Source organism: Streptomyces sp. NPDC107546 (assembly GCF_055639175.1).
Genome location: NZ_JBVKBA010000011.1, coordinates 226608 through 243656, shown reverse-complemented (window position 1 = coordinate 243656; position 17049 = coordinate 226608). Strand labels below are relative to the sequence as shown.

General features: G+C 71.7%; 16 protein-coding genes and 1 pseudogene. 11 read left to right on the top strand and 6 right to left on the bottom strand.

Annotation, left to right across the window (positions count from 1 at the left end):
• Positions 1-33: 33 nt before the first annotated feature.
• The 3 genes from panB (at position 34) to ACZ7L1_RS18985 (ending at position 3095) form a co-directional block, all read left to right on the top strand.
• Positions 34-921, top strand: coding sequence for a 3-methyl-2-oxobutanoate hydroxymethyltransferase (gene panB / locus ACZ7L1_RS18995; protein ID WP_471438500.1), 888 nt, complete (start codon positions 34-36; stop codon positions 919-921).
• Between the two features lie 291 nt (positions 922-1212).
• Entirely contained in the window at positions 1213-2238 is a 1026-nt protein-coding gene (locus ACZ7L1_RS18990) for an ATP-binding cassette domain-containing protein (RefSeq protein ID WP_471438497.1), read from the top strand.
• A 23-nt stretch (positions 2239-2261) separates the two neighbouring features.
• Complete coding sequence (locus ACZ7L1_RS18985; protein WP_471438544.1) at positions 2262-3095, top strand: ABC transporter permease; 834 nt, start codon at positions 2262-2264, stop codon at positions 3093-3095.
• Between the two features lie 28 nt (positions 3096-3123).
• Here the strand turns inward: ACZ7L1_RS18985 and ACZ7L1_RS18980 are convergent, their stop codons facing one another.
• On the bottom strand, positions 3124-6396 hold the full coding sequence (locus ACZ7L1_RS18980; protein ID WP_471438496.1) for a BTAD domain-containing putative transcriptional regulator: 3273 nt from the start codon (positions 6394-6396) through the stop codon (positions 3124-3126).
• 153 nt (positions 6397-6549) lie between these two features.
• On the opposite strand from ACZ7L1_RS18980, the gene ACZ7L1_RS18975 reads away from it, so the two are divergent.
• Positions 6550-7350, top strand: a complete 801-nt coding sequence (locus ACZ7L1_RS18975; protein WP_471438494.1) for a site-2 protease family protein — start codon at positions 6550-6552, stop codon at positions 7348-7350.
• On the opposite strand, the gene ACZ7L1_RS18970 is transcribed toward ACZ7L1_RS18975, so the two are convergent.
• Together ACZ7L1_RS18970 and npdG are read right to left on the bottom strand one after the other, a co-directional pair.
• Positions 7340-7534, bottom strand: a complete 195-nt coding sequence (locus ACZ7L1_RS18970; protein WP_471438492.1) for a hypothetical protein — start codon at positions 7532-7534, stop codon at positions 7340-7342. The genes ACZ7L1_RS18975 and ACZ7L1_RS18970 overlap by 11 nt on opposite strands.
• A gap of 84 nt (positions 7535-7618) precedes the next feature.
• Positions 7619-8323 (bottom strand): NADPH-dependent F420 reductase, encoded by a 705-nt coding sequence (gene npdG, locus ACZ7L1_RS18965; protein ID WP_471438491.1) that lies wholly within the window; start codon positions 8321-8323, stop codon positions 7619-7621.
• Positions 8324-8524: 201 nt separating this feature from the next.
• Between npdG and ACZ7L1_RS18960 the strand changes: the two genes are divergently transcribed.
• Positions 8525-9127, top strand: a complete 603-nt coding sequence (locus tag ACZ7L1_RS18960; RefSeq protein WP_471438490.1) for a hypothetical protein — start codon at positions 8525-8527, stop codon at positions 9125-9127.
• A gap of 121 nt (positions 9128-9248) precedes the next feature.
• Here ACZ7L1_RS18960 and ACZ7L1_RS18955 read toward each other — a convergent pair whose 3' ends face one another.
• The gene (locus ACZ7L1_RS18955; protein ID WP_471438488.1) at positions 9249-9479 is read right to left on the bottom strand and encodes a hypothetical protein; all 231 of its coding nucleotides are present in this window, start codon (positions 9477-9479) and stop codon (positions 9249-9251) included.
• Between the two features lie 60 nt (positions 9480-9539).
• On the opposite strand from ACZ7L1_RS18955, the gene map reads away from it, so the two are divergent.
• Both map and ACZ7L1_RS18945 read left to right on the top strand, forming a co-directional pair.
• Positions 9540-10397, top strand: a complete 858-nt coding sequence (gene map, locus ACZ7L1_RS18950; RefSeq protein ID WP_471438486.1) for a type I methionyl aminopeptidase — start codon at positions 9540-9542, stop codon at positions 10395-10397.
• Between the two features lie 116 nt (positions 10398-10513).
• Positions 10514-11182 carry a biliverdin-producing heme oxygenase gene (locus tag ACZ7L1_RS18945; protein ID WP_471438485.1) on the top strand — a complete coding sequence of 223 codons (669 nt, stop codon included), beginning with the start codon at positions 10514-10516 and terminating at the stop codon, positions 11180-11182.
• Here ACZ7L1_RS18945 and ACZ7L1_RS18940 read toward each other — a convergent pair.
• Positions 11179-11827 (bottom strand): annotated as a pseudogene (locus tag ACZ7L1_RS18940) (PhzF family phenazine biosynthesis protein). The gene ACZ7L1_RS18945 and the pseudogene ACZ7L1_RS18940 overlap by 4 nt on opposite strands.
• 145 nt (positions 11828-11972) lie before the next feature.
• On the opposite strand from ACZ7L1_RS18940, the gene efeO reads away from it, so the two are divergent.
• The 4 genes from efeO to ACZ7L1_RS18920 are packed head-to-tail and all read left to right on the top strand — an operon-like array spanning position 11973 to position 16217.
• Positions 11973-13115: an iron uptake system protein EfeO gene (efeO, locus tag ACZ7L1_RS18935; RefSeq protein ID WP_471438484.1), complete on the top strand. Its 1143-nt coding sequence runs from the start codon at positions 11973-11975 to the stop codon at positions 13113-13115.
• Positions 13116-13129: 14 nt separating this feature from the next.
• On the top strand, positions 13130-14380 hold the full coding sequence (gene efeB, locus ACZ7L1_RS18930; RefSeq protein ID WP_471438483.1) for an iron uptake transporter deferrochelatase/peroxidase subunit: 1251 nt from the start codon (positions 13130-13132) through the stop codon (positions 14378-14380).
• Between the two features lie 3 nt (positions 14381-14383).
• A complete protein-coding gene (gene efeU / locus ACZ7L1_RS18925) occupies positions 14384-15259 on the top strand; it encodes an iron uptake transporter permease EfeU (protein WP_471438481.1) in 876 nt (291 codons plus the stop codon).
• The gene (locus tag ACZ7L1_RS18920; RefSeq protein WP_471438479.1) at positions 15216-16217 is read left to right on the top strand and encodes an SCO2278 family lipoprotein; all 1002 of its coding nucleotides are present in this window, start codon (positions 15216-15218) and stop codon (positions 16215-16217) included. The genes efeU and ACZ7L1_RS18920 overlap by 44 nt, the downstream gene beginning before the upstream one ends.
• Positions 16218-16289: 72 nt before the next feature.
• On the opposite strand, the gene ACZ7L1_RS18915 is transcribed toward ACZ7L1_RS18920, so the two are convergent.
• On the bottom strand, positions 16290-17021 hold the full coding sequence (locus tag ACZ7L1_RS18915; RefSeq protein WP_471438478.1) for a bifunctional DNA primase/polymerase: 732 nt from the start codon (positions 17019-17021) through the stop codon (positions 16290-16292).
• Positions 17022-17049: the final 28 nt, after the last annotated feature.

Below are 17049 nucleotides of genomic sequence, written 5' to 3'. Positions count from 1 at the left end.
GGGCGCCTCGAGATGACAGAAGGAGCCGTTGCGATGACGCAGCTTTCGGCTGCCCAGGGGCAGCACGCTCAGGGCACGCTCAGGTCCTCCGACAGCAGCAAGGCGCTGTACGGGGGGAAGAGCACCCGCCGCATCACCGTCCGCGACATCACCGCCGCCAAGGAGCGCGGCGAGAAGTGGCCCATGCTCACCGCCTACGACGCGATGACCGCGTCCGTGTTCGACGAGGCCGGGATCCCGGTGATGCTCGTCGGCGACTCGGCGGGCAACTGCCACCTGGGGTACGAGACGACCGTGCCCGTCACCCTCGACGAGATGACCATGCTCTCCGCCGCGGTCGTACGGGGCACCAGGCGCGCCCTGATCGTCGGCGACCTGCCCTTCGGCTCGTACCAGGAGGGCCCGGTGCAGGCGCTGCGCTCGGCAACCCGGCTGGTGAAGGAGGCCGGGGTCGGCGCGGTGAAGCTGGAGGGCGGCGAGCGCTCGCACCGCCAGATCGAGCTGCTGGTGGAGTCCGGCATCCCGGTCATGGCGCACATCGGCCTCACCCCCCAGTCCGTGAACGCCATGGGGTACCGCGTGCAGGGCCGCGGCGAGGAGGCGGCCGCGCAGCTGCTGCGGGATGCCAAGGCGGTGCAGGACGCGGGCGCGTTCGCGGTGGTCCTGGAGCTGGTCCCGGCGGAGCTGGCGGCCGAGGTGACGCGGGTGCTGCACATTCCGACGGTCGGCATCGGCGCCGGTCCGGACACGGACGCGCAGGTGCTCGTGTGGACGGACATGCTCGGACTGACCGGGGGCCGGGTGCCGAAGTTCGTGAAGCAGTACGCGGACCTGCGACAGGTGATGGGTGACGCGGCGAGGGCGTTCGCCGAGGACGTGGTGGGCGGGACGTTCCCGCTCGAGGAGCACTCGGTCCACTGACCTTCCTTCGCTGAGCGTCCGCACGGCGAAGGCCCACAATGCCACCGCCCCGCGCCCCTTCAGGTGGCGCGCGACAGCCCGCCGATCTTCCCCCGTCGGCGGGCTGCCGCCTTTTGCGCCTGAACCGGCGCCGCTCTCGCGGACCTGGTTGCTGCCCGTCGTGGTTCCTCCATTGATGGTTGCGCTGTTCGTCGGGGAGTTGTCGGTGCTGTCGGCGGCCAGTGGGTGGGCTGTCGGCGGCTGTAGGTGCGCTGTCGGTCGTTTGTCGGTGGGGCCTGACACCTTCGTGGCATGACGCGAATCGACAACACCCCGAACGACGCCGCACCGGACGCGGCCGTCACCGTGCGGGGGCTGGTCAAGCACTACGGTGAGACCAAGGCGCTGGACGGCGTCGACCTCGATGTGCGCGAGGGCACCGTCCTCGGCGTGCTGGGGCCGAACGGTGCCGGCAAGACCACCCTCGTGCGCTGCCTGTCCACCCTGATCACCCCGGACGCCGGCCACGCCGTGGTCGCCGGCTACGACGTCGTACGGCAGCCGCGGCAGACACGCCGCGTGATAGGCCTCACCGGCCAGTACGCCTCCGTGGACGAGAAGCTGTCCGGTTTCGAGAACCTGTACATGATCGGCCGGCTCCTCGACCTGCCCCGCAAGGAGGCCCGCGCCCGGGCCGACGGGCTGCTGGAGCGGTTCTCGCTCACCGAGGCCGCGAAGCGCCCGGCGTCCACGTACTCCGGCGGTATGCGCCGGCGCCTGGACCTCGCCGCCTCGATGATCGGGCACCCGGCGGTGCTCTACCTGGACGAGCCGACCACCGGCCTCGACCCGCGCACCCGGAACGAGGTGTGGACCGAGGTCAAGCGGATGGTCGCCGAGGGCGCGACCGTGCTGCTCACCACCCAGTACATGGAGGAGGCCGAGCAACTCGCCTCCGAGCTGACCGTCATCGACCGCGGCAAGGTCATCGCGGGCGGCCGCATCGACGAACTGAAGGCCAAGGTCGGCGGCCGTACGCTGCGCGTCCGCCCGGCCGACCCGACGGAGCTGCGCCCGACGGCCACGGCGCTCGACGAGTTCGGCCTCACCGGCCCCGGCAGCGCGACCGTGGACACCGAGACCGGCACCGTCCTCGTGCCGATCCTCAGCGACGAGCAGTTGACCGCCGTGGTCGGCGCGCTCACCGCCCGCGGCATCACGCTCGCCGGCATCTCCACCGAACTGCCCAGCCTGGACGAGGTGTTCCTGTCCCTCACCGGCCACAAGGCCGGTGCCCCGCAGGACGCGTCCCCCACCCGTGAGGAGGTCGCCGCATGAGCGCCCACCCGTCGCCCACCACCCTGAACGAGGCGCTGCGCGCCGCCCCCTCGAACACCATCAGCTCTCCGCCGGTCTCCGAAGGCCGTATCGGACTGCGCGCGAACCTGCGCCACATCGGTGCCCTGGTCCGCCGCAACCTGTTGTGGATCCGGCAGGACCCGGAGTCGATGTTCGACGCGATCCTGTTCCCGATCATCTTCTGCCTGCTGTTCGTGTTCGTCTTCGGCGGCGCGATCGCGGGCACCCACAACCGGCATGCGTACGTCAACTACGTGGTCCCCGGCCTGATGGCGATGATGGGTATGAACATCGCGCAGGGCGTCGGCACCGGATTCAACGAGGACTTCCACAAGGGCGTGATGGACCGCTTCCGGTCCCTGCCGATCAGTCGCGCCTCCGTCCTGGTCGCGAAGATCACTGTGGAGCTCGGGCGGATGCTGTTCGCCACTGCGGTTCTGCTCACGGTGGGCTTCATGCTCGGACTGTCGGTGTCGAACGTCCCGGGCCTCTTCGCGGCGATCGGCCTGTCGGTCCTCTTCGGGTTCGGAGTCATGTGGATCTTCCTGACCCTGGGCGTGGTGCTGAAGAGCGCCCAGGCCGTCCAAGGAATGGGGTTTCTCGTGCTGATGCCGCTGCAGTTCGGTTCGTCGATCTTCGCCCCGACCAACACCATGCCGGGCTGGCTGCAGGCGTTCACCGACTACAACCCGCTGTCGACGCTCGCGGACGCCGCCCGGAGCCTGATGAACGGGGGGCCGGTCGCCCACAGCGTGCTGATGACCCTCGCCTGGTCGGCCGTCCTCACGCTGGTCATGGCGCCGATCGCCATCCGCAAGTTCAACAACAAGAGCTGACGCCCGGCCCGAGCCCAGCCGGTCCGCGTCACACGAGGGCGGCGGCCTCCTCCAGAGTGAGGCCGCCGCCCTCCGCGTACGCGGCCAAGTAGGCCGGGTCGCCCAGCGCGGTCCGGGCACCCGCCTCCGCCCTGGCGCGTGCGTCGAGCTCCGCGGGTGCCCGGACGTGGCCGGGCGGCAGCAGCCCGTCGGCGGCGGCCACGCACCGGGCCGCGTCCCCGGCGCGACGCCCGCCGTCCACGCCCGCGAGCGCGATCGCCGCGGTGACCAGATGCACGGAGGCCATGTGCGGCGCGATCACCAGGCTCATCCGGTCCGCCGCGCGTGCGAGTGCCGTGCGCACCTTGGCGAGTGCCTCCTCGTACCGCTCCTCGACAGCGTCCAGCCAGGCGTCCAGGCCGATCACCATCCCGTCGAAGACCGCGAAGGACACGGCGCCGAACTCCTCGCGGACCGACTGGAGTTGCTCGCGCGCCTCGGCGACGCGGTCCGTCCGGCCGAGCCACATCGCCAGGAAGATCCGGGCGAACGGCATGGCGTCCATCGCGCCGTGGCGTTCCTCGATCACCTGGCGCAGCAGCCGTTCACCCCGCTCGGACTCCCCCGCGTCCAGCAGGGCACTGCCGAGGCGGGCGCCGAGCACGGCCATCTGTGAGCGGGCACCGAGCTGTTCGGCCTGACGCTGCGCGGCCTCGTAGTCGGCGGCGGCGAGCAGGTAGTCACCGCGGCGTTCGTGCGCCTCACCACGGGCGGACAGGGCCTCGGCCGTGCCCCAGGCGTCGCCGAGGCGACGGAAGATCTCCAGTGCCTCGTCCGCGTCCCGGGTCGCGTCGTCCGTCCAGTCGACGCGGTTGGCGAAGATGTTGGCGCGCAACTGCAGGGTCTGGGCCAGCTCCCAGGTGTAGCCGAGCTCGCGGCAGGTGCGGACCGACTCGTCGAGGACCGTGCGCACACGGTCCATGTCCGTGGTGAGCAGAACGGCGAAGAACCACAGGAACCCGGGCACCCGGCAGGTCTGCGGCTGCCCGGGGCGGTAGGTCCGGCTGATGACGCTCAGCTTCTCCTTGGCCTCGGGTGTCTCCCATGCCTGGATGTCCATGTCCATGCAGGCGAGATGGACGAGATGCGCGCCGCGGCGGGCCTCGTCGAGGACCTCGGGGCGCATCGGCGGCGGGGTGTCGGTGGGCCGGTCCAGCAGGTCCGGCACCGGACGCGCGGGCGAGGTGAACGGGGCGGGGCCCAGGGCCATGACCGCGGTCGACCAGGCGCGGGCCTCTGTGCGCAGGTCCCGCATCTGCCAGTACCAGCACAGCGAGAGCAGCAGGCACAGCGCCTCCTGTTCGTCGCGGGCGGCGACGGCGTGGCGCAGGGCGGTACGCAGGTTCTCGTACTCGAGCTGCAGGCGTTCGACCGCCGGCCGTTGCTGTGAGGAGCGCAGCAACGGGTCGGTGGTCCGGGCCAGTTCACGGTAGTAGGTGAGGTGTGCGTGTTCGGCGTCGGACCGCTCACCCGACTCGTCGAGCCGTTCCCCGGCGTACTCGGCGACCGTCTCGAGGAGCCGGTAACGCATCGCGCCGTCGCCCGACGGGGCGGCCACGACGAGGGACTTGTCGACGAGCGAACCGAGTGCCTCCAGGGCGGCGGGCCCGCACACGGCCTCGGCGGCGGTCAGGTCGCAGCCGCCGGAGAAGACGGACAGCCGGCGCAGCACCGCGCGTTCGTCCTCGTCGAGGAGGTCCCAGGACCAGTCGACGACGGCCCGCAGGGTCTGCTGGCGGTGCAGCACGGTGCGGCTGCCGGAGGTCAGCAGCCGGAAGCGGTCGTCGAGCCGGTCGGCGATCTGGCGGGGGGTGAGCATGCGGAGGCGGGCGGCCGCCAGTTCGATGGCGAGGGGCAGCCCGTCGAGGCGGCGGCAGATCTCGGCGGCGGCCTCGGGGTCGTCCTCGACGCGGAAGCCGAGCCGGGCGGCGGCGCCGCGGTCGGCGAGCAGTTCCAGCGCGTACGGTTGCGGCAGCGGCTCGACGGGGCGCAGCACCTCTCCGGGGACGCCGAGGGGTTCCCGGCTGGTGGCGAGGACCGTCAGGCCGGGGCAGCGTTCGAGCAGGTGCGCGACGAGGTGGGCGGCGGCGTCCACGACGTGCTCGCAGTTGTCGAGGATGAGCAGCATGCGGCGCCGTGCGCAGTGCTCGGCGAGGCGGACGAGGGGGTCGTCGTGCCGGTCGGCGACGGCACGCATCTCCTCGGCGCCGGCGCCGCGCAGCACGGTCTCGCGCGCGCCGACGGCGGTGAGCACGGCCTCGGGCACGGCCTCGGGGTCGTCGACGGGAGCGAGTTCGGCCAGCCACACGCCGTCCCGCAGTTCGTGCGCCACCGTCTCGGCGGCCTCCTGGGACAGCCGCGTCTTTCCGGCCCCCCCGGGCCCGAGCAGGGTGACGAGCCGGGCCTGGGCGAGATCACCGCGAAGGGCGTCGATGTCGGCGTCGCGCCCGACGAAGGAGGTGAGCCGGGCGCGGAGGTTGCCGGGAGGCAGGGGCGCGGCGGGGGTGCCGCCGTGGGACGGGACCGCGGTGGGCGCGGCGCCCGGTGCATGCAGCAACTCCTCGTGGAGCGCACGCAGTTCGGGCCCCGGGTCGGAGCCCAGCCGGTCCGCGAGCAGCTGCCGTACGTCCTCGTAGGCGGCGAGGGCCTGAGCCGGGCGGCCCGCGTCGCGCAGGGCGCGCAGGCGCAGCGCCTGGAGGGGCTCGTCCAGGGGGTGGAGGTCGCACAGGGCGGTCAGCTCGGGCAGGTGCTGCTCGCCGTGGCCGAGGGCCAGCCCGGCGGTGAGGCGGGCGCGGCGTGCGTCGAGACGGCGGGTCTCCCAGCGGGCGGCCTCGGCGGTGCGGCCGGGCAGGTCGGCGAGGGCGGGGCCGCGCCACAGCGCGAGGGCGTCGTCCAGCACGACCGCCGCCTTCGCGGGGTCGCCGTCGGCCAGTGCGCGCAGACCCTCCCCGGTGAGCCGCTCGAACCGGTGCAGGTCGACGTCGTCCGGCGCGGCGGCCAGCCGGTAGCCGCCGTCCACGGACTCCACGGCGTCCGCACCGAGCGCCCGGCGCAGCCGTCCCACCAGTGCCTGCAGTGCGCCGGGCGCGTCGGCCGGCGGGTCGCCGTCCCACACCTCGTCGACGAGCAGGGCGGCCGGCACGGCCCGGCCGGACCGCAGCGCGAGCACGGTCAGCAAGGCACGCAGCCGCGCCCCGCCGACGGGCAGGGGCGTGCCGTCGGGGCGGAGTGCCTGGGTGGTACCGAGAAGGCGATAGCGCACGGGGTCATTCTCCCCGCCACCGTCACCGGTGGTCACGGGGTTTCCGCGTGGCGCGGCGCGGGCACCGGAACTCGGCCCCTTGGGCGAGACGTTTTCCCGGTGCGCCCGGTACCGTCGGGCCGTCGCCGTATGTGTACGAGATCAGGGAGACCCATGACCACCGCCGCCGCCCGGCGCAGTGACCGCAGGATCAGTCCCGTGTTCGTCGGGATTCTGGCCGTGACGGCGGTCACCGGCTGGGCCACCTGGAGCGGGTTCGCCGAGCAGCCCGGCGTCGCCGTGTTCCTGTTCGTGACGGCGGCCTGGGTGGTCTCCCTGTGCCTGCACGAGTACGCGCACGCCCGCACCGCCCTGCACAGCGGCGACATCTCGGTCGGCGCGAAGGGCTACCTCACGCTGAACCCGCTGAAGTACACGCACGCCCTGCTGAGCATCGTGCTGCCGGTGGTCTTCGTGATCATGGGCGGGATCGGTCTGCCGGGCGGCGCGGTGTTCATCGAGCGGGGCCGGATCCGGGGCCGCTGGCGGCACAGCCTGATCTCGGCGGCGGGTCCGCTGACGAACGTGGTGTTCGCGGCGCTCCTGACGGCCCCGTTCTGGCTGGGCGCGCTGGACGGGGTGCCGCGGGACTTCCGGTTCGCCCTGGCCTTCCTCGCCCTGCTGGAGGTCTCGGCGACGATCCTGAACTTCCTGCCGGTGCCCGGGCTGGACGGCTACGGCATTCTGGAGCCCTGGCTGCCGTACAGCGTCCGGCGCCAGGTGGAGCCCTTCGCGCCGTTCGGCCTGCTCTTCGTGTTCGCACTGCTGTGGGTGCCGTCCGTCAACAACGCCTTCTTCGACGTGATCGGCACCATCCTGAACGGCCTGCGCATCGGCGACTTCGACCGGTACTGCGGTCAGGAGCTGTACCGCTTCTGGCAGGGCACCAACGAGTTCTGCTCGGTCAGCCCGTGACGGACTTCGCCCCGTCCGACCGGCCCGCGCGGGCGCGCTTGAAGTAGTACCAGGTCATGTTGGACGACACGCCCGCGAGCAGGATCCACACGATGCCGAGCCAGCTGCCCTGGACGAAGGAGACGACGGCCGCGGCAACGGAGAGGACGCAGACGGCGAGGGCGTAGAGGGCTAGGCGGGGCATGGGCTCGGCTCTCCTGTCGGGGGACACTGCTCGGAATGCTCGCACTGCTCGGAACTGCTTCGCCGACCAGTGTCCCCCATCAGGTCATACGTCCGTGATCCGGAGGCCGGCGTGTGCCTTGTACCGCCGGTTGACGGAGATCAGGTTCGCCACCAGCGACTCCACCTGGTGGGCGTTGCGTAGCCGGCCCGCGAAGATGCCGCGCATGCCCGGGATGCGTCCGGCCAGCGCCTGCACGATCTCCACATCGGCCCGCTCCTCACCGAGGACCATGACGTCCGTGTCGATCTGCTCGACCTCCGGGTCCTCCAGGAGGACGGCGGACAGGTGGTGGAAGGCGGCGGTGACCCGCGATTCCGGCAGCAGAGCGGCGGCCTGCTCGGCGGCGCTGCCCTCCTCCGGCTTCAGCGCGTAGGCACCCTTCTTGTCGAAGCCGAGCGGGTTGACACAGTCGACGACGAGCTTGCCGGCCAGCTCCTCGCGCAGCGACTGGAGCAGCGGGCCGTGGCCCTCCCACGGCACGGCGACGATCACGATGTCGCTGCGCCGCGCGGTCTCGGCGTTGTCGGCTCCCTCGATGCCGTGGCCGATCTGCTCGGCGGCGGCCTGCGCGCGTTCCGCGGCACGGGAGCCGATGATCACCTTCTGGCCGGCCCGGGCGAGCCGGTAGGCGAGGCCCTTGCCCTGCGGCCCGGTGCCGCCGAGCACGCCGACGACGTGTCCGGAGACGTCGGGGAGGTCCCAGGGGTCCTTGGCGGGGGCCTTGGATGCACTGTCGGTAGAGGTCATGGGCCGACTCTACGTGCGCCCCGGCCGGCCGCGCCGCTCAGGTGAGGGCCGTCATGGGATCCGGCGGAAGGTCCCCTGCGCAGGGCCGGTGGTGGGGGCGGTGGTGCTCCTGTGGCCGGTGGTCCCGACCCGTCCCCGGGTCGGGGGAATTCAGGGGGAACTCCCGCTCCCCAGAAGCCGTTTGCGGCAGGATGCCTGCGTATGGACGCCGTACGGGTCGCCTTGCTGCGGGAAGTGCTCGCCGGGACCGAGTGGCCGGTCGCCACCCGGCGGTTCGCGGGGACCTTGCGCGGGTCCGTGGTGTCGCACGGGGGCGGGCTGCTGCTCGCCGGCACCCAGGACTACGAGCCGTGGCACCTGGCGGCGCACCTGGTAGACGAGGCGGCCTGGTCCGGCACGCCGGAGCTGTCCCCGACGCTGGTGCGGCACGCGGCGCGGGCCTCGGATCCGGCGCACCTGGCGGTGGGGCTGGGGCGACTGTCGGCGGCGCGGCGCGGGGAGACCCTGCTGGTGGTGTCGCCCGCCGCGCCGGGGGCGGGGCTGCTGGAGCGGGTCCACGACGCGCGGCGGGCCGGGGCGACGGTGCTGGCGCTGGACGCCGGGGACCGGGACCTGACGGCTCTGGCCCATGAGTCGCTGGCGGTGCCCGAGGACACGGATCTGGACCTGGACGCGGTGCAGCACCTGGTGAGTGCGGCGGCCGGGGAGAACCGGCTGCCGGCCCCACGGGGCCGCCGCCGCTTCCGGGACCGTCTGTCCCGGCTGGCGGACCAGCTGACGGAGCCGCCGCCGGCGCGGTGGTAGCCACCGAGATCCGGTTGCCCCGGGCGCCGGGCCGGTGGGCACCCGCCCGCCCGCCGGGGCAGGCGGGTGAGGGGACTCCTGTCCCCGCCGCGCGGCGGCGGCGGGACGCGCGAGCCCCCGCTCAGTCCCCCTCCCGTTCCGCCGGAGGCGCGTCGTGCCAGCGCGGGTCCGTCTCCCACTCGACGTTCCGCTCCCGTGCCGTCTCCATCGCGTGTTCCGCCTCCTGACGGGACGCGTACGGGCCGAAACGGTCCTTCGCCGGGCACTCCGGGCCCTCCTCGACCTTCTGGTGGACCAGGCAGTAGTACCACTCGCCCGGCTTGCCGACCGTACGCTTCCTGAACAGCGCCATCGCAGGAGCTCCTTTCACCGCGGCCATGGTCCCGCACGGCCGCTGGATAGACTCGCTGGCATGTCTGGCCAGTCGCTGCTCGTACCAGGAGAGCTGTCTCCCACCCGTTCCGTGCCCGGAAACATCCGCCGCCCCGAGTACGTCGGCAAACCGGCGCCCACCCCGTACACCGGGTCCGAGGTGCAGAGCCCCGAGACCGTCGAGGCGATGCGCGTCGCCGGGCGGATCGCGGCGCAGGCGATGGCCGAGGCGGCGAAGATCATCGCCCCGGGCGTCACCACCGACGAGCTGGACCGGGTCGCCCACGAGTACATGTGCGACCACGGCGCCTACCCCTCCACCCTGGGCTACCGCGGGTTCCCCAAGTCGCTGTGCACCTCGATCAACGAGGTCATCTGCCACGGCATCCCGGACTCCACGGTCCTGCTCGACGGCGACATCATCAACCTCGACGTGACGGCGTACATCGGCGGCGTCCACGGTGACACCAACGCCACCTACCTGGTCGGCGACGTGGACGAGGAGTCCCGGCTGCTCGTCGAGCGCACCCGCGAGTCCCTGAGCCGTGCCGTCAAGGCCGTCAGGCCCGGCCGTCAGATCAACGTCATCGGCCGCGTCATCGAGTCGTACGCGAAGCGGTTCGGATACGGGGTCGTGCGGGACTTCACCGGTCACGGGATCAACTCGTCGTTCCACTCCGGGCTGATCATCCCCCACTACGACAGCCCGCACGCGGCCACGGTGATGCAGCCCGGCATGACCTTCACCATCGAGCCCATGCTCACCCTCGGCACACACGAGTACGACATGTGGGACGACGGGTGGACGGTCGTCACGAAGGACCGCAAGCGGACCGCGCAGTTCGAGCACACGCTGGTCGTCACGGAGACGGGCGCGGAGATCCTCACGCTGCCGTAGCCACGCCGCACACCTCGGAGCCCGCTCTGTCCACAGAGCGGGCTCTTTCGCGTGGGCCGGCAGTGGATCGCGGGTAGGCTTTTGCCGACAGGGTGTCGGCAAACCGTGGAGGTCCCATGAACACCCCGGAGACGGCCGGCACGGCCTTCTCGGCGCTCATCCGCACCGCGTCACAGGACGAGCACCGGGAGGCGAACACCTCTGCGTTCATCACCGGCCTGCTCGGCGGCAGGCTCGGCGTGGACGCGTACACGCGGTACACGGAGCAGCTGTGGTTCGTGTACGAGGCCCTGGAGTCCGCCGCCGCCCGGCTGGCGGGTGACCCGGTGGCCGGGCCGTTCGTGCGGCCGGAGCTGTTCCGGCTGACCGCGCTGGAGCGGGACCTGGCGCATCTGCGCGGACCCGGGTGGCGGGCACACCTGACGGCGCTGCCCGCGACGCGGACGTACGCCGGCCGGGTGCGGGAGTGCGCCGAGCAGTGGCCCGGCGGATACGTCGCGCATCACTACACCCGCTACATGGGCGACCTCGCCGGAGGCCAGATCATCCGCGACACGGCGGAGAGGACCTGGGGCTTCGCCCGGAAGGGTGACGGGGTCCGGTTCTATGTGTTCGACGGGATCCCCAACCCGGCGGCGTTCAAGAGGACGTACCGGACGCTCCTGGACGGCATCGGGGTCGACGACCTGGAGAAGCAGCGGGTCATCGCCGAGTGCCGGCGGGCGTACACACTCAACACGGCGGTCTTCCGGGCTCTGGGCGAGGAGTTCCCACTGAGCGCCTAGGGTCGGCGTTCCAGAAACACCCTGCCCCCGACCTCCACCCACCCCTCCGGCTGCGGCGCCGTGAGGATCTGTGAGCCCGCCCCCTGGCGGATGTTGAGCGCGCGGCCGAGCCGGGCGGTGAGCAGGAGCGCCGCCGCGCCCGTCGCTTCGTCCTCGTCGATCCCGTCGTCGCGGCCGGGGAAGGCCCGGGCCCGGATCCGGCCGGCCGACTCGTCCTCCCACGCCCAGGCGTAAATCCACTCCCCGGGCGGCGGGACGGGCAGGCCGTCCACCTCGGCGACCTTGGCGTACTGCCGCAGCGTGCGCGGTGGCGCCCACTCCGGGCGGGCCTCGATCCAGCTGAACTCGCCGTCCTGACGTGCCCACCACACCGGCCGGAGTGCGGAGTTCGGGCAGATCGAGCAGCCAGGCCGTGCCCACGCAGGGGTGCCCGGCGAACGGCAGCCGCAGCGTGGGCGTGTAGATGTCGATGATCCCGCGCTCGGGGTCGTCGACGAACACGGTCTCGCTGAAGCCGAGTTTGGCGGCGAACGCCTGTCGCTCGTCCTGCCCGGGCATCAGCGAACCGTCCCGGACGACGCCGAGTTCGTTGCCGTAGCCGCCGCTGGGTCCGCAGAAGACGCGCAGCACGTCGTAGTCAGTCACCGGCGCATTCAAACACCAACCGGGAACGAAGGGCGGAGCCCCGATGACCCCGGTGAGACCTGAATCACGGGCCGGAAGTGTATGGGGCAGGTAATGCTCAGTTAAATTAGGCAAGCCTCACCGAACCATTCTCTCTGGAGCCTGCATGCGAGCCGTTCGACTCTCCGTCGTCACCGCCGCCGCCACCGCGGCGGCTCTGACCGCCGTCACCGGATGCACGGAGAAGAGCACCGCTGAGGGATCCGACCACGTGATCCGGGTGTCCGCCACCGACTCGAAGTGCGAGGTGTCCAAGAAGGAGTTCCCGGCCGGGCACGTCGAGGTGGCGGTCGAGAACAAGGGCGCCAAGGTGACCGAGGTGTACCTGCTCTTCCCGGACGACCGGATCGTCGCCGAGCGCGAGAACATCGGCCCCGGCACCAAGCAGACGGTCACCGCCGAGGTGAAGGCCGGCGAGTACCAGATCGCCTGCAAGCCGGGCATGAACGGCAGGGGCATACGCCAGAACGTCACGGCCACCGGCGGCGGCAGCGCCGCCAAGCGCGACCCGCGCCTGGACAAGGCCGTGGCCGCCTACCGCGCGTACGCGCAGGCGCAGGCCGACGAGACGCTGCCCAAGGTGAAGGTGTTCACCGACGCCGTGAAGTCCGGTGACATGGAGGCGGCGAAGAAGGCGTACGCCCCCTCCCGTCTCGGCTGGGAGCGCACCGAGCCGGTCGCCGAGTCCTTCGGCGACATCGACCCGAAGGTCGACGTCCGCGAGGACGGCCTGGAGGGCGGCCAGAAGTGGACCGGCTGGCACCGTCTGGAGAAGGCCCTCTGGCAGGACAAGAAGATCGGCGCCGAGGAGAAGACCCTCGCCGACCAACTGGTGACCGACCTGAAGGAGTGGCAGGAGAAGGTCGGCACCGCCGAGATCACCCCGACCTCCATGGCCAACGGCGCCAAGGAACTCCTCGACGAGGTCGCCACCGGCAAGGTCACCGGCGAGGAGGAGCGCTACTCCCACACGGACCTGGTCGACTTCAAGGCCAACGTGGAGGGCGCGCAGAAGTCGTACGAGCTGCTGAAGCCGGTCGCCGACGCGAACGACCCGGCGCTCACCAAGGACCTCGACAAGCAGTTCGCCGCGCTGGGCGCCCTGCTGGACAAGTACCGCTCGGACAGGACCTCCTACGACTTCGTCTCGTACGACAAGGTCACCGAGGACCAGCAGAAGGAGCTGTCCGACGCGGTGAACGCACTCGCCGAGCCGCTCTCCAGGCTCGCCGCCGCGGTCGTGAAGTAGGCAGGGGTAGGACGATGACCGACATCCAGGGGAGCAGTCCGTCGCGCCGGGCGCTGATCGGCTGGACAGGCGCCGGGCTCGCGCTCGGTGCCGCCGTGGCCGGTGGCGCGGTGGCGGCGGCCAATGCGGGCAACGACGTGGATCCGGCCGCAGCGCAGGCCGGTGGCGCGGTGGAGTTCCACGGCGCCCACCAGGCGGGCATCGCCACGCCCGTGCAGGACCGGCTGCACTTCGCCGCGTTCGACGTGAAGACCGACGACCGCGCCGAGTTCGTGCAGATGCTGAAGGACTGGACGGCCGCGGCCCGGCGGATGACGGCCGGGCAGGCCATCGGTGAGGGCGCGTACGGCGGGCTCGCCGAGGCGCCGCCGGACGACACCGGGGAGGCGCTGGGTCTCAAGCCCTCGCGGCTGACCCTGACGATCGGCTTCGGGCCTTCGCTCTTCGACAGGTTCGGGCTGAGGGACAAGCGCCCCGAGGCGCTGGTCGACCTGCCGAAGTTCCCCGGCGACAACCTGGACAGGTCCCGCACGGGCGGCGATCTGTGCATCCAGGCCTGCGCGGACGACCCGCAGGTCGCCGTGCACGCGATCCGCAACCTGGCCCGCATCGGCTTCGGCAAGGTCGCCATCCGCTGGTCCCAGCTCGGCTTCGGCAAGACCTCCTCGACGACCCCGGACGCGCAGACGCCGCGCAACCTCTTCGGGTTCAAGGACGGCACCCGCAACATCGCGGGGACGGAGACGGACCGGCTGAAGAAGTTCGTGTGGGTCGGCGACGGGGACGGGTCGGCGTGGATGACCGGTGGCTCCTACCTGGTCGCCCGGCGGATCCGCATGAACGTCGAGACCTGGGACCGGACCTCGCTGCAGGAGCAGGAGGACGTCTTCGGCCGGGACAAGCGCGAGGGCGCGCCGGTCGGCAGGGCGAAGGAGCACGACGAGCCGTTCCTGAAGGCGATGAAGCCCGACGCGCACGTCCGGCTCGCGCACCCCGACTCCAACGACGGCATCACCATCCTGCGCCGGGGCTACTCCTTCACCGACGGCACCGACGGCCTCGGCCGCCTGGACGCGGGCCTGTTCTTCCTGGCCTACCAGCGCGACGTGCGCAAGGGATTCATACCGCTCCAGCGCAGGCTGGCGGCGCACGACGCGCTCAACGAGTACATCCAGCACGTGGGTTCGGCCGTCTTCGCCATCCCGCCCGGCGTCCGGGACTCCGGCGACTGGTGGGGCCGCACCCTGTTGTCCGAGGAGGCGTAGCCCGTGTTCTCCAACTATCTGATCGGCCTGCGCGAGGGGCTGGAGGCCAGCCTCGTCGTCTGCATCCTGATCGCCTACCTGGTCAAGACCGGCCGCCGCGACGCCCTGAGGCCCATCTGGACCGGCATCGGCATCGCGGTCGCCATCGCGTTGGGCTTCGGCTGCGTCCTCGAATTCGGCTCACAGGAGCTGACGTTCCAGGCGCAGGAGGCGCTCGGCGGCTCGCTGTCGATCCTCGCCGTCGGCCTGGTGACGTGGATGGTCTTCTGGATGCGGCGCACCGCCCGGCATCTGAGGTCCGAACTGCACGGCAAGCTGGACGCGGCCCTGGCGATGGGCACGGGTGCGCTGGTGGCCACCGCGTTCCTCGCCGTGGGCCGCGAGGGGCTGGAGACCGCCCTGTTCGTGTGGGCGTCGGTGCACGCGGCGAGCGACGGCACCCCGCGCCCGCTCGTCGGCGTCGCCCTGGGTCTCGCCACGGCCGTCTTCCTGGGCTGGCTGTTCTACCGGGGCGCGCTGAAGATCAACCTGGCGAAGTTCTTCACGTGGACCGGCGGCATGCTGGTCGTCGTCGCCGCGGGCGTGCTCGCCTACGGCTTCCACGACCTGCAGGAGGCCGGCTGGATCCCGGGCCTGACGAGCCTCGCCTTCGACATCAGCGGCACCGTCCCGCCGGACAGCTGGTACGGCACGCTGCTGAAGGGCGTGTTCAACTTCCAGCCCGATCCGACGGTCCTTCAGGTCACGGTGTGGCTGCTGTACTTGATCCCGACGCTCGCGCTTTTCCTGTCCCCGGTAGGGTTCGCCTCCGGAAAGGGGAAGGTGAAGGTCACTGATGAGCAGGGAGCGCGGGGATCGCAACCCTCGAACGCTGCGTAGTCCAGGACGGTTCGCCCTGGCGACGGCGGCGGTGACGGTTCTGTCCGTGACGGCGAGCGGTTGCGTCGTGGTGCACGGCGAGCGGGAGGTCGTACCGACGGCGACACGCGCCGAGGCGGCCCGTGCGCTGGAGGACTTCCTCACCGCCTACAACAAGGCGGACAAGGCGTACGACCGGTCTCTGGACGCGGGCCGGGTCACCGGTGCGCTCGGCGCCATCGACGGCGGCAAACTGGAGGCCGGCCACAAGACCAACCCGGGCGGCAACCCCGGCCACGTGCCGCTGAAGCTGACCGACGCCAAGTTCACGATCCCGAGGAAGGCCGGCTGGCCGCGCTGGTTCGTCGCCGACACCCGCGCCAACAAGGGCAGCGCGGACGCCCATTGGCTGCTCGTCTTCACCCGCTCCGATGCGAGCAAGGTGTGGGCGGTGTCGTATCTGACGATCCTCGCGCCCGGCGACGTACCGGCGTTCAAGACGGACAAGGACGGCTGGGCCGAACCCGTCACCGCGGACGACCCGGCGCTCGCCGTACAGCCCCGGAAGCTCAGCACCGCGTACGCGACCTATCTGCGAAGCGGCGGGGACATGTTCGCCCCCGGCCCGCACACCTCGCAGTGGCGCGCCACCCGGCTGAAGAACGCGAGCAAGCCCGGGCTGGCCCGGCAGTACGTCGACGAGTCGCTGACGAACGGCGACTACGCCCCGGTGGGGCTGCGCACCACGGACGGCGGGGCGCTGGTGTTCTTCGCCACACACCACTACGAGAGGCAGATCGCCGCACAGGGCGTGAACATCGACATCAGCGACCCGAACATCAAGGCCCTGCTGACCGGGGAGGTCAAGCAGTCCCTGACCCTGGAGTACGTGTCGAACCAGGCGGTGCTGGACCCGAGGAAGGGCCCGGTGAAGTTCGTGAGCCGGGTGGAGGGGCTCACCGGGGCCGAGGGGGAGTAGGTCACCCACAGCGAGCACTTTCACAACACACCCCAGGGGGAGTGACGCAGTGACGGAGGTCGCCTTCCGGACTCAGCCCCGGTGCGGCCAGCCCGCCAACTCGCTCTCCCCGCCCGCGTACCGCGCGCACGCGTCGGTGAGCACCTCGAGCAGGCTCAGCGGATCCGGCAGCGCCTGCTCCGGCCCCCGCACCCACTCCACCGACAGCTCCCCCGGCAACTGCGCCGGAGGCACCAGCACATACGACCCCCGGCAGTGCCACCGCAGGCCCGGGTGCTCGTCCATCGTCTCGGGGTGGCAGTCCAGTTCGCACGGCCACCACTCGTCCTCGTCCTCGGGCGTGCCGCGGGTCAGCGTAAAAAACAGCATGCGGCCGTCCCCGGTGGTGGCGACCGGACCCACCTCGACACCGGACGCGAGCAGTCGGTCCAGGGCCTCCTCGCCGGCCTCGCGCGGGACGTCGAGCACGTCGTGCACCATCCCGGTGGCGGTGATGAAGTTGGCCTGGGGCTGGTACCGGGCCCATCGCTCGATCTGCGCGCTGTCCGTGGTGGACTGCGTCTGCCAGGCGAAGGAGACCGGGTGTCGGGCGGGTGTGGGACAGCCGACGCGGTCGCAGGAACAGCGGTAGCCGACGGGGTGTGCGGCGGGCGCGAGCGGCAGCCCCGCGGCGGCGGCAGCCAGCAGCATCGCCTCACGGCCGCCGTCGCCGGCGTCCTCCTTGAGACGGGCGGGACGACGTCCGCGCAGCCACTGGGAGATCCTGCCCTGCACGCTCATGCGGCGGCCGAAGTCTGCGCTCATCTATCCCCTCGCCTCGCTGCTGTGTCTT

What these genes read in the sequence shown, in the direction of transcription:
- npdG (WP_471438491.1), bottom strand. Translation starts at nt 8,323, where the DNA reads ATGACCTCTACCGACAGTGCATCCAAGGCCCCCGCCAAGGACCCCTGG.
- ACZ7L1_RS18975 (WP_471438494.1), top strand. Translation starts at nt 6,550, where the DNA reads ATGACCACCGCCGCCGCCCGGCGCAGTGACCGCAGGATCAGTCCCGTG.
- efeB (WP_471438483.1), top strand. Translation starts at nt 13,130, where the DNA reads ATGACCGACATCCAGGGGAGCAGTCCGTCGCGCCGGGCGCTGATCGGC.
- panB (WP_471438500.1), top strand. Translation starts at nt 34, where the DNA reads ATGACGCAGCTTTCGGCTGCCCAGGGGCAGCACGCTCAGGGCACGCTC.
- ACZ7L1_RS18915 (WP_471438478.1), bottom strand. Translation starts at nt 17,021, where the DNA reads ATGAGCGCAGACTTCGGCCGCCGCATGAGCGTGCAGGGCAGGATCTCC.
- ACZ7L1_RS18920 (WP_471438479.1), top strand. Translation starts at nt 15,216, where the DNA reads ATGAGCAGGGAGCGCGGGGATCGCAACCCTCGAACGCTGCGTAGTCCA.
- ACZ7L1_RS18990 (WP_471438497.1), top strand. Translation starts at nt 1,213, where the DNA reads ATGACGCGAATCGACAACACCCCGAACGACGCCGCACCGGACGCGGCC.
- ACZ7L1_RS18945 (WP_471438485.1), top strand. Translation starts at nt 10,514, where the DNA reads ATGAACACCCCGGAGACGGCCGGCACGGCCTTCTCGGCGCTCATCCGC.
- ACZ7L1_RS18960 (WP_471438490.1), top strand. Translation starts at nt 8,525, where the DNA reads ATGGACGCCGTACGGGTCGCCTTGCTGCGGGAAGTGCTCGCCGGGACC.
- efeO (WP_471438484.1), top strand. Translation starts at nt 11,973, where the DNA reads ATGCGAGCCGTTCGACTCTCCGTCGTCACCGCCGCCGCCACCGCGGCG.
- ACZ7L1_RS18970 (WP_471438492.1), bottom strand. Translation starts at nt 7,534, where the DNA reads ATGCCCCGCCTAGCCCTCTACGCCCTCGCCGTCTGCGTCCTCTCCGTT.
- map (WP_471438486.1), top strand. Translation starts at nt 9,540, where the DNA reads ATGTCTGGCCAGTCGCTGCTCGTACCAGGAGAGCTGTCTCCCACCCGT.
- ACZ7L1_RS18955 (WP_471438488.1), bottom strand. Translation starts at nt 9,479, where the DNA reads ATGGCGCTGTTCAGGAAGCGTACGGTCGGCAAGCCGGGCGAGTGGTAC.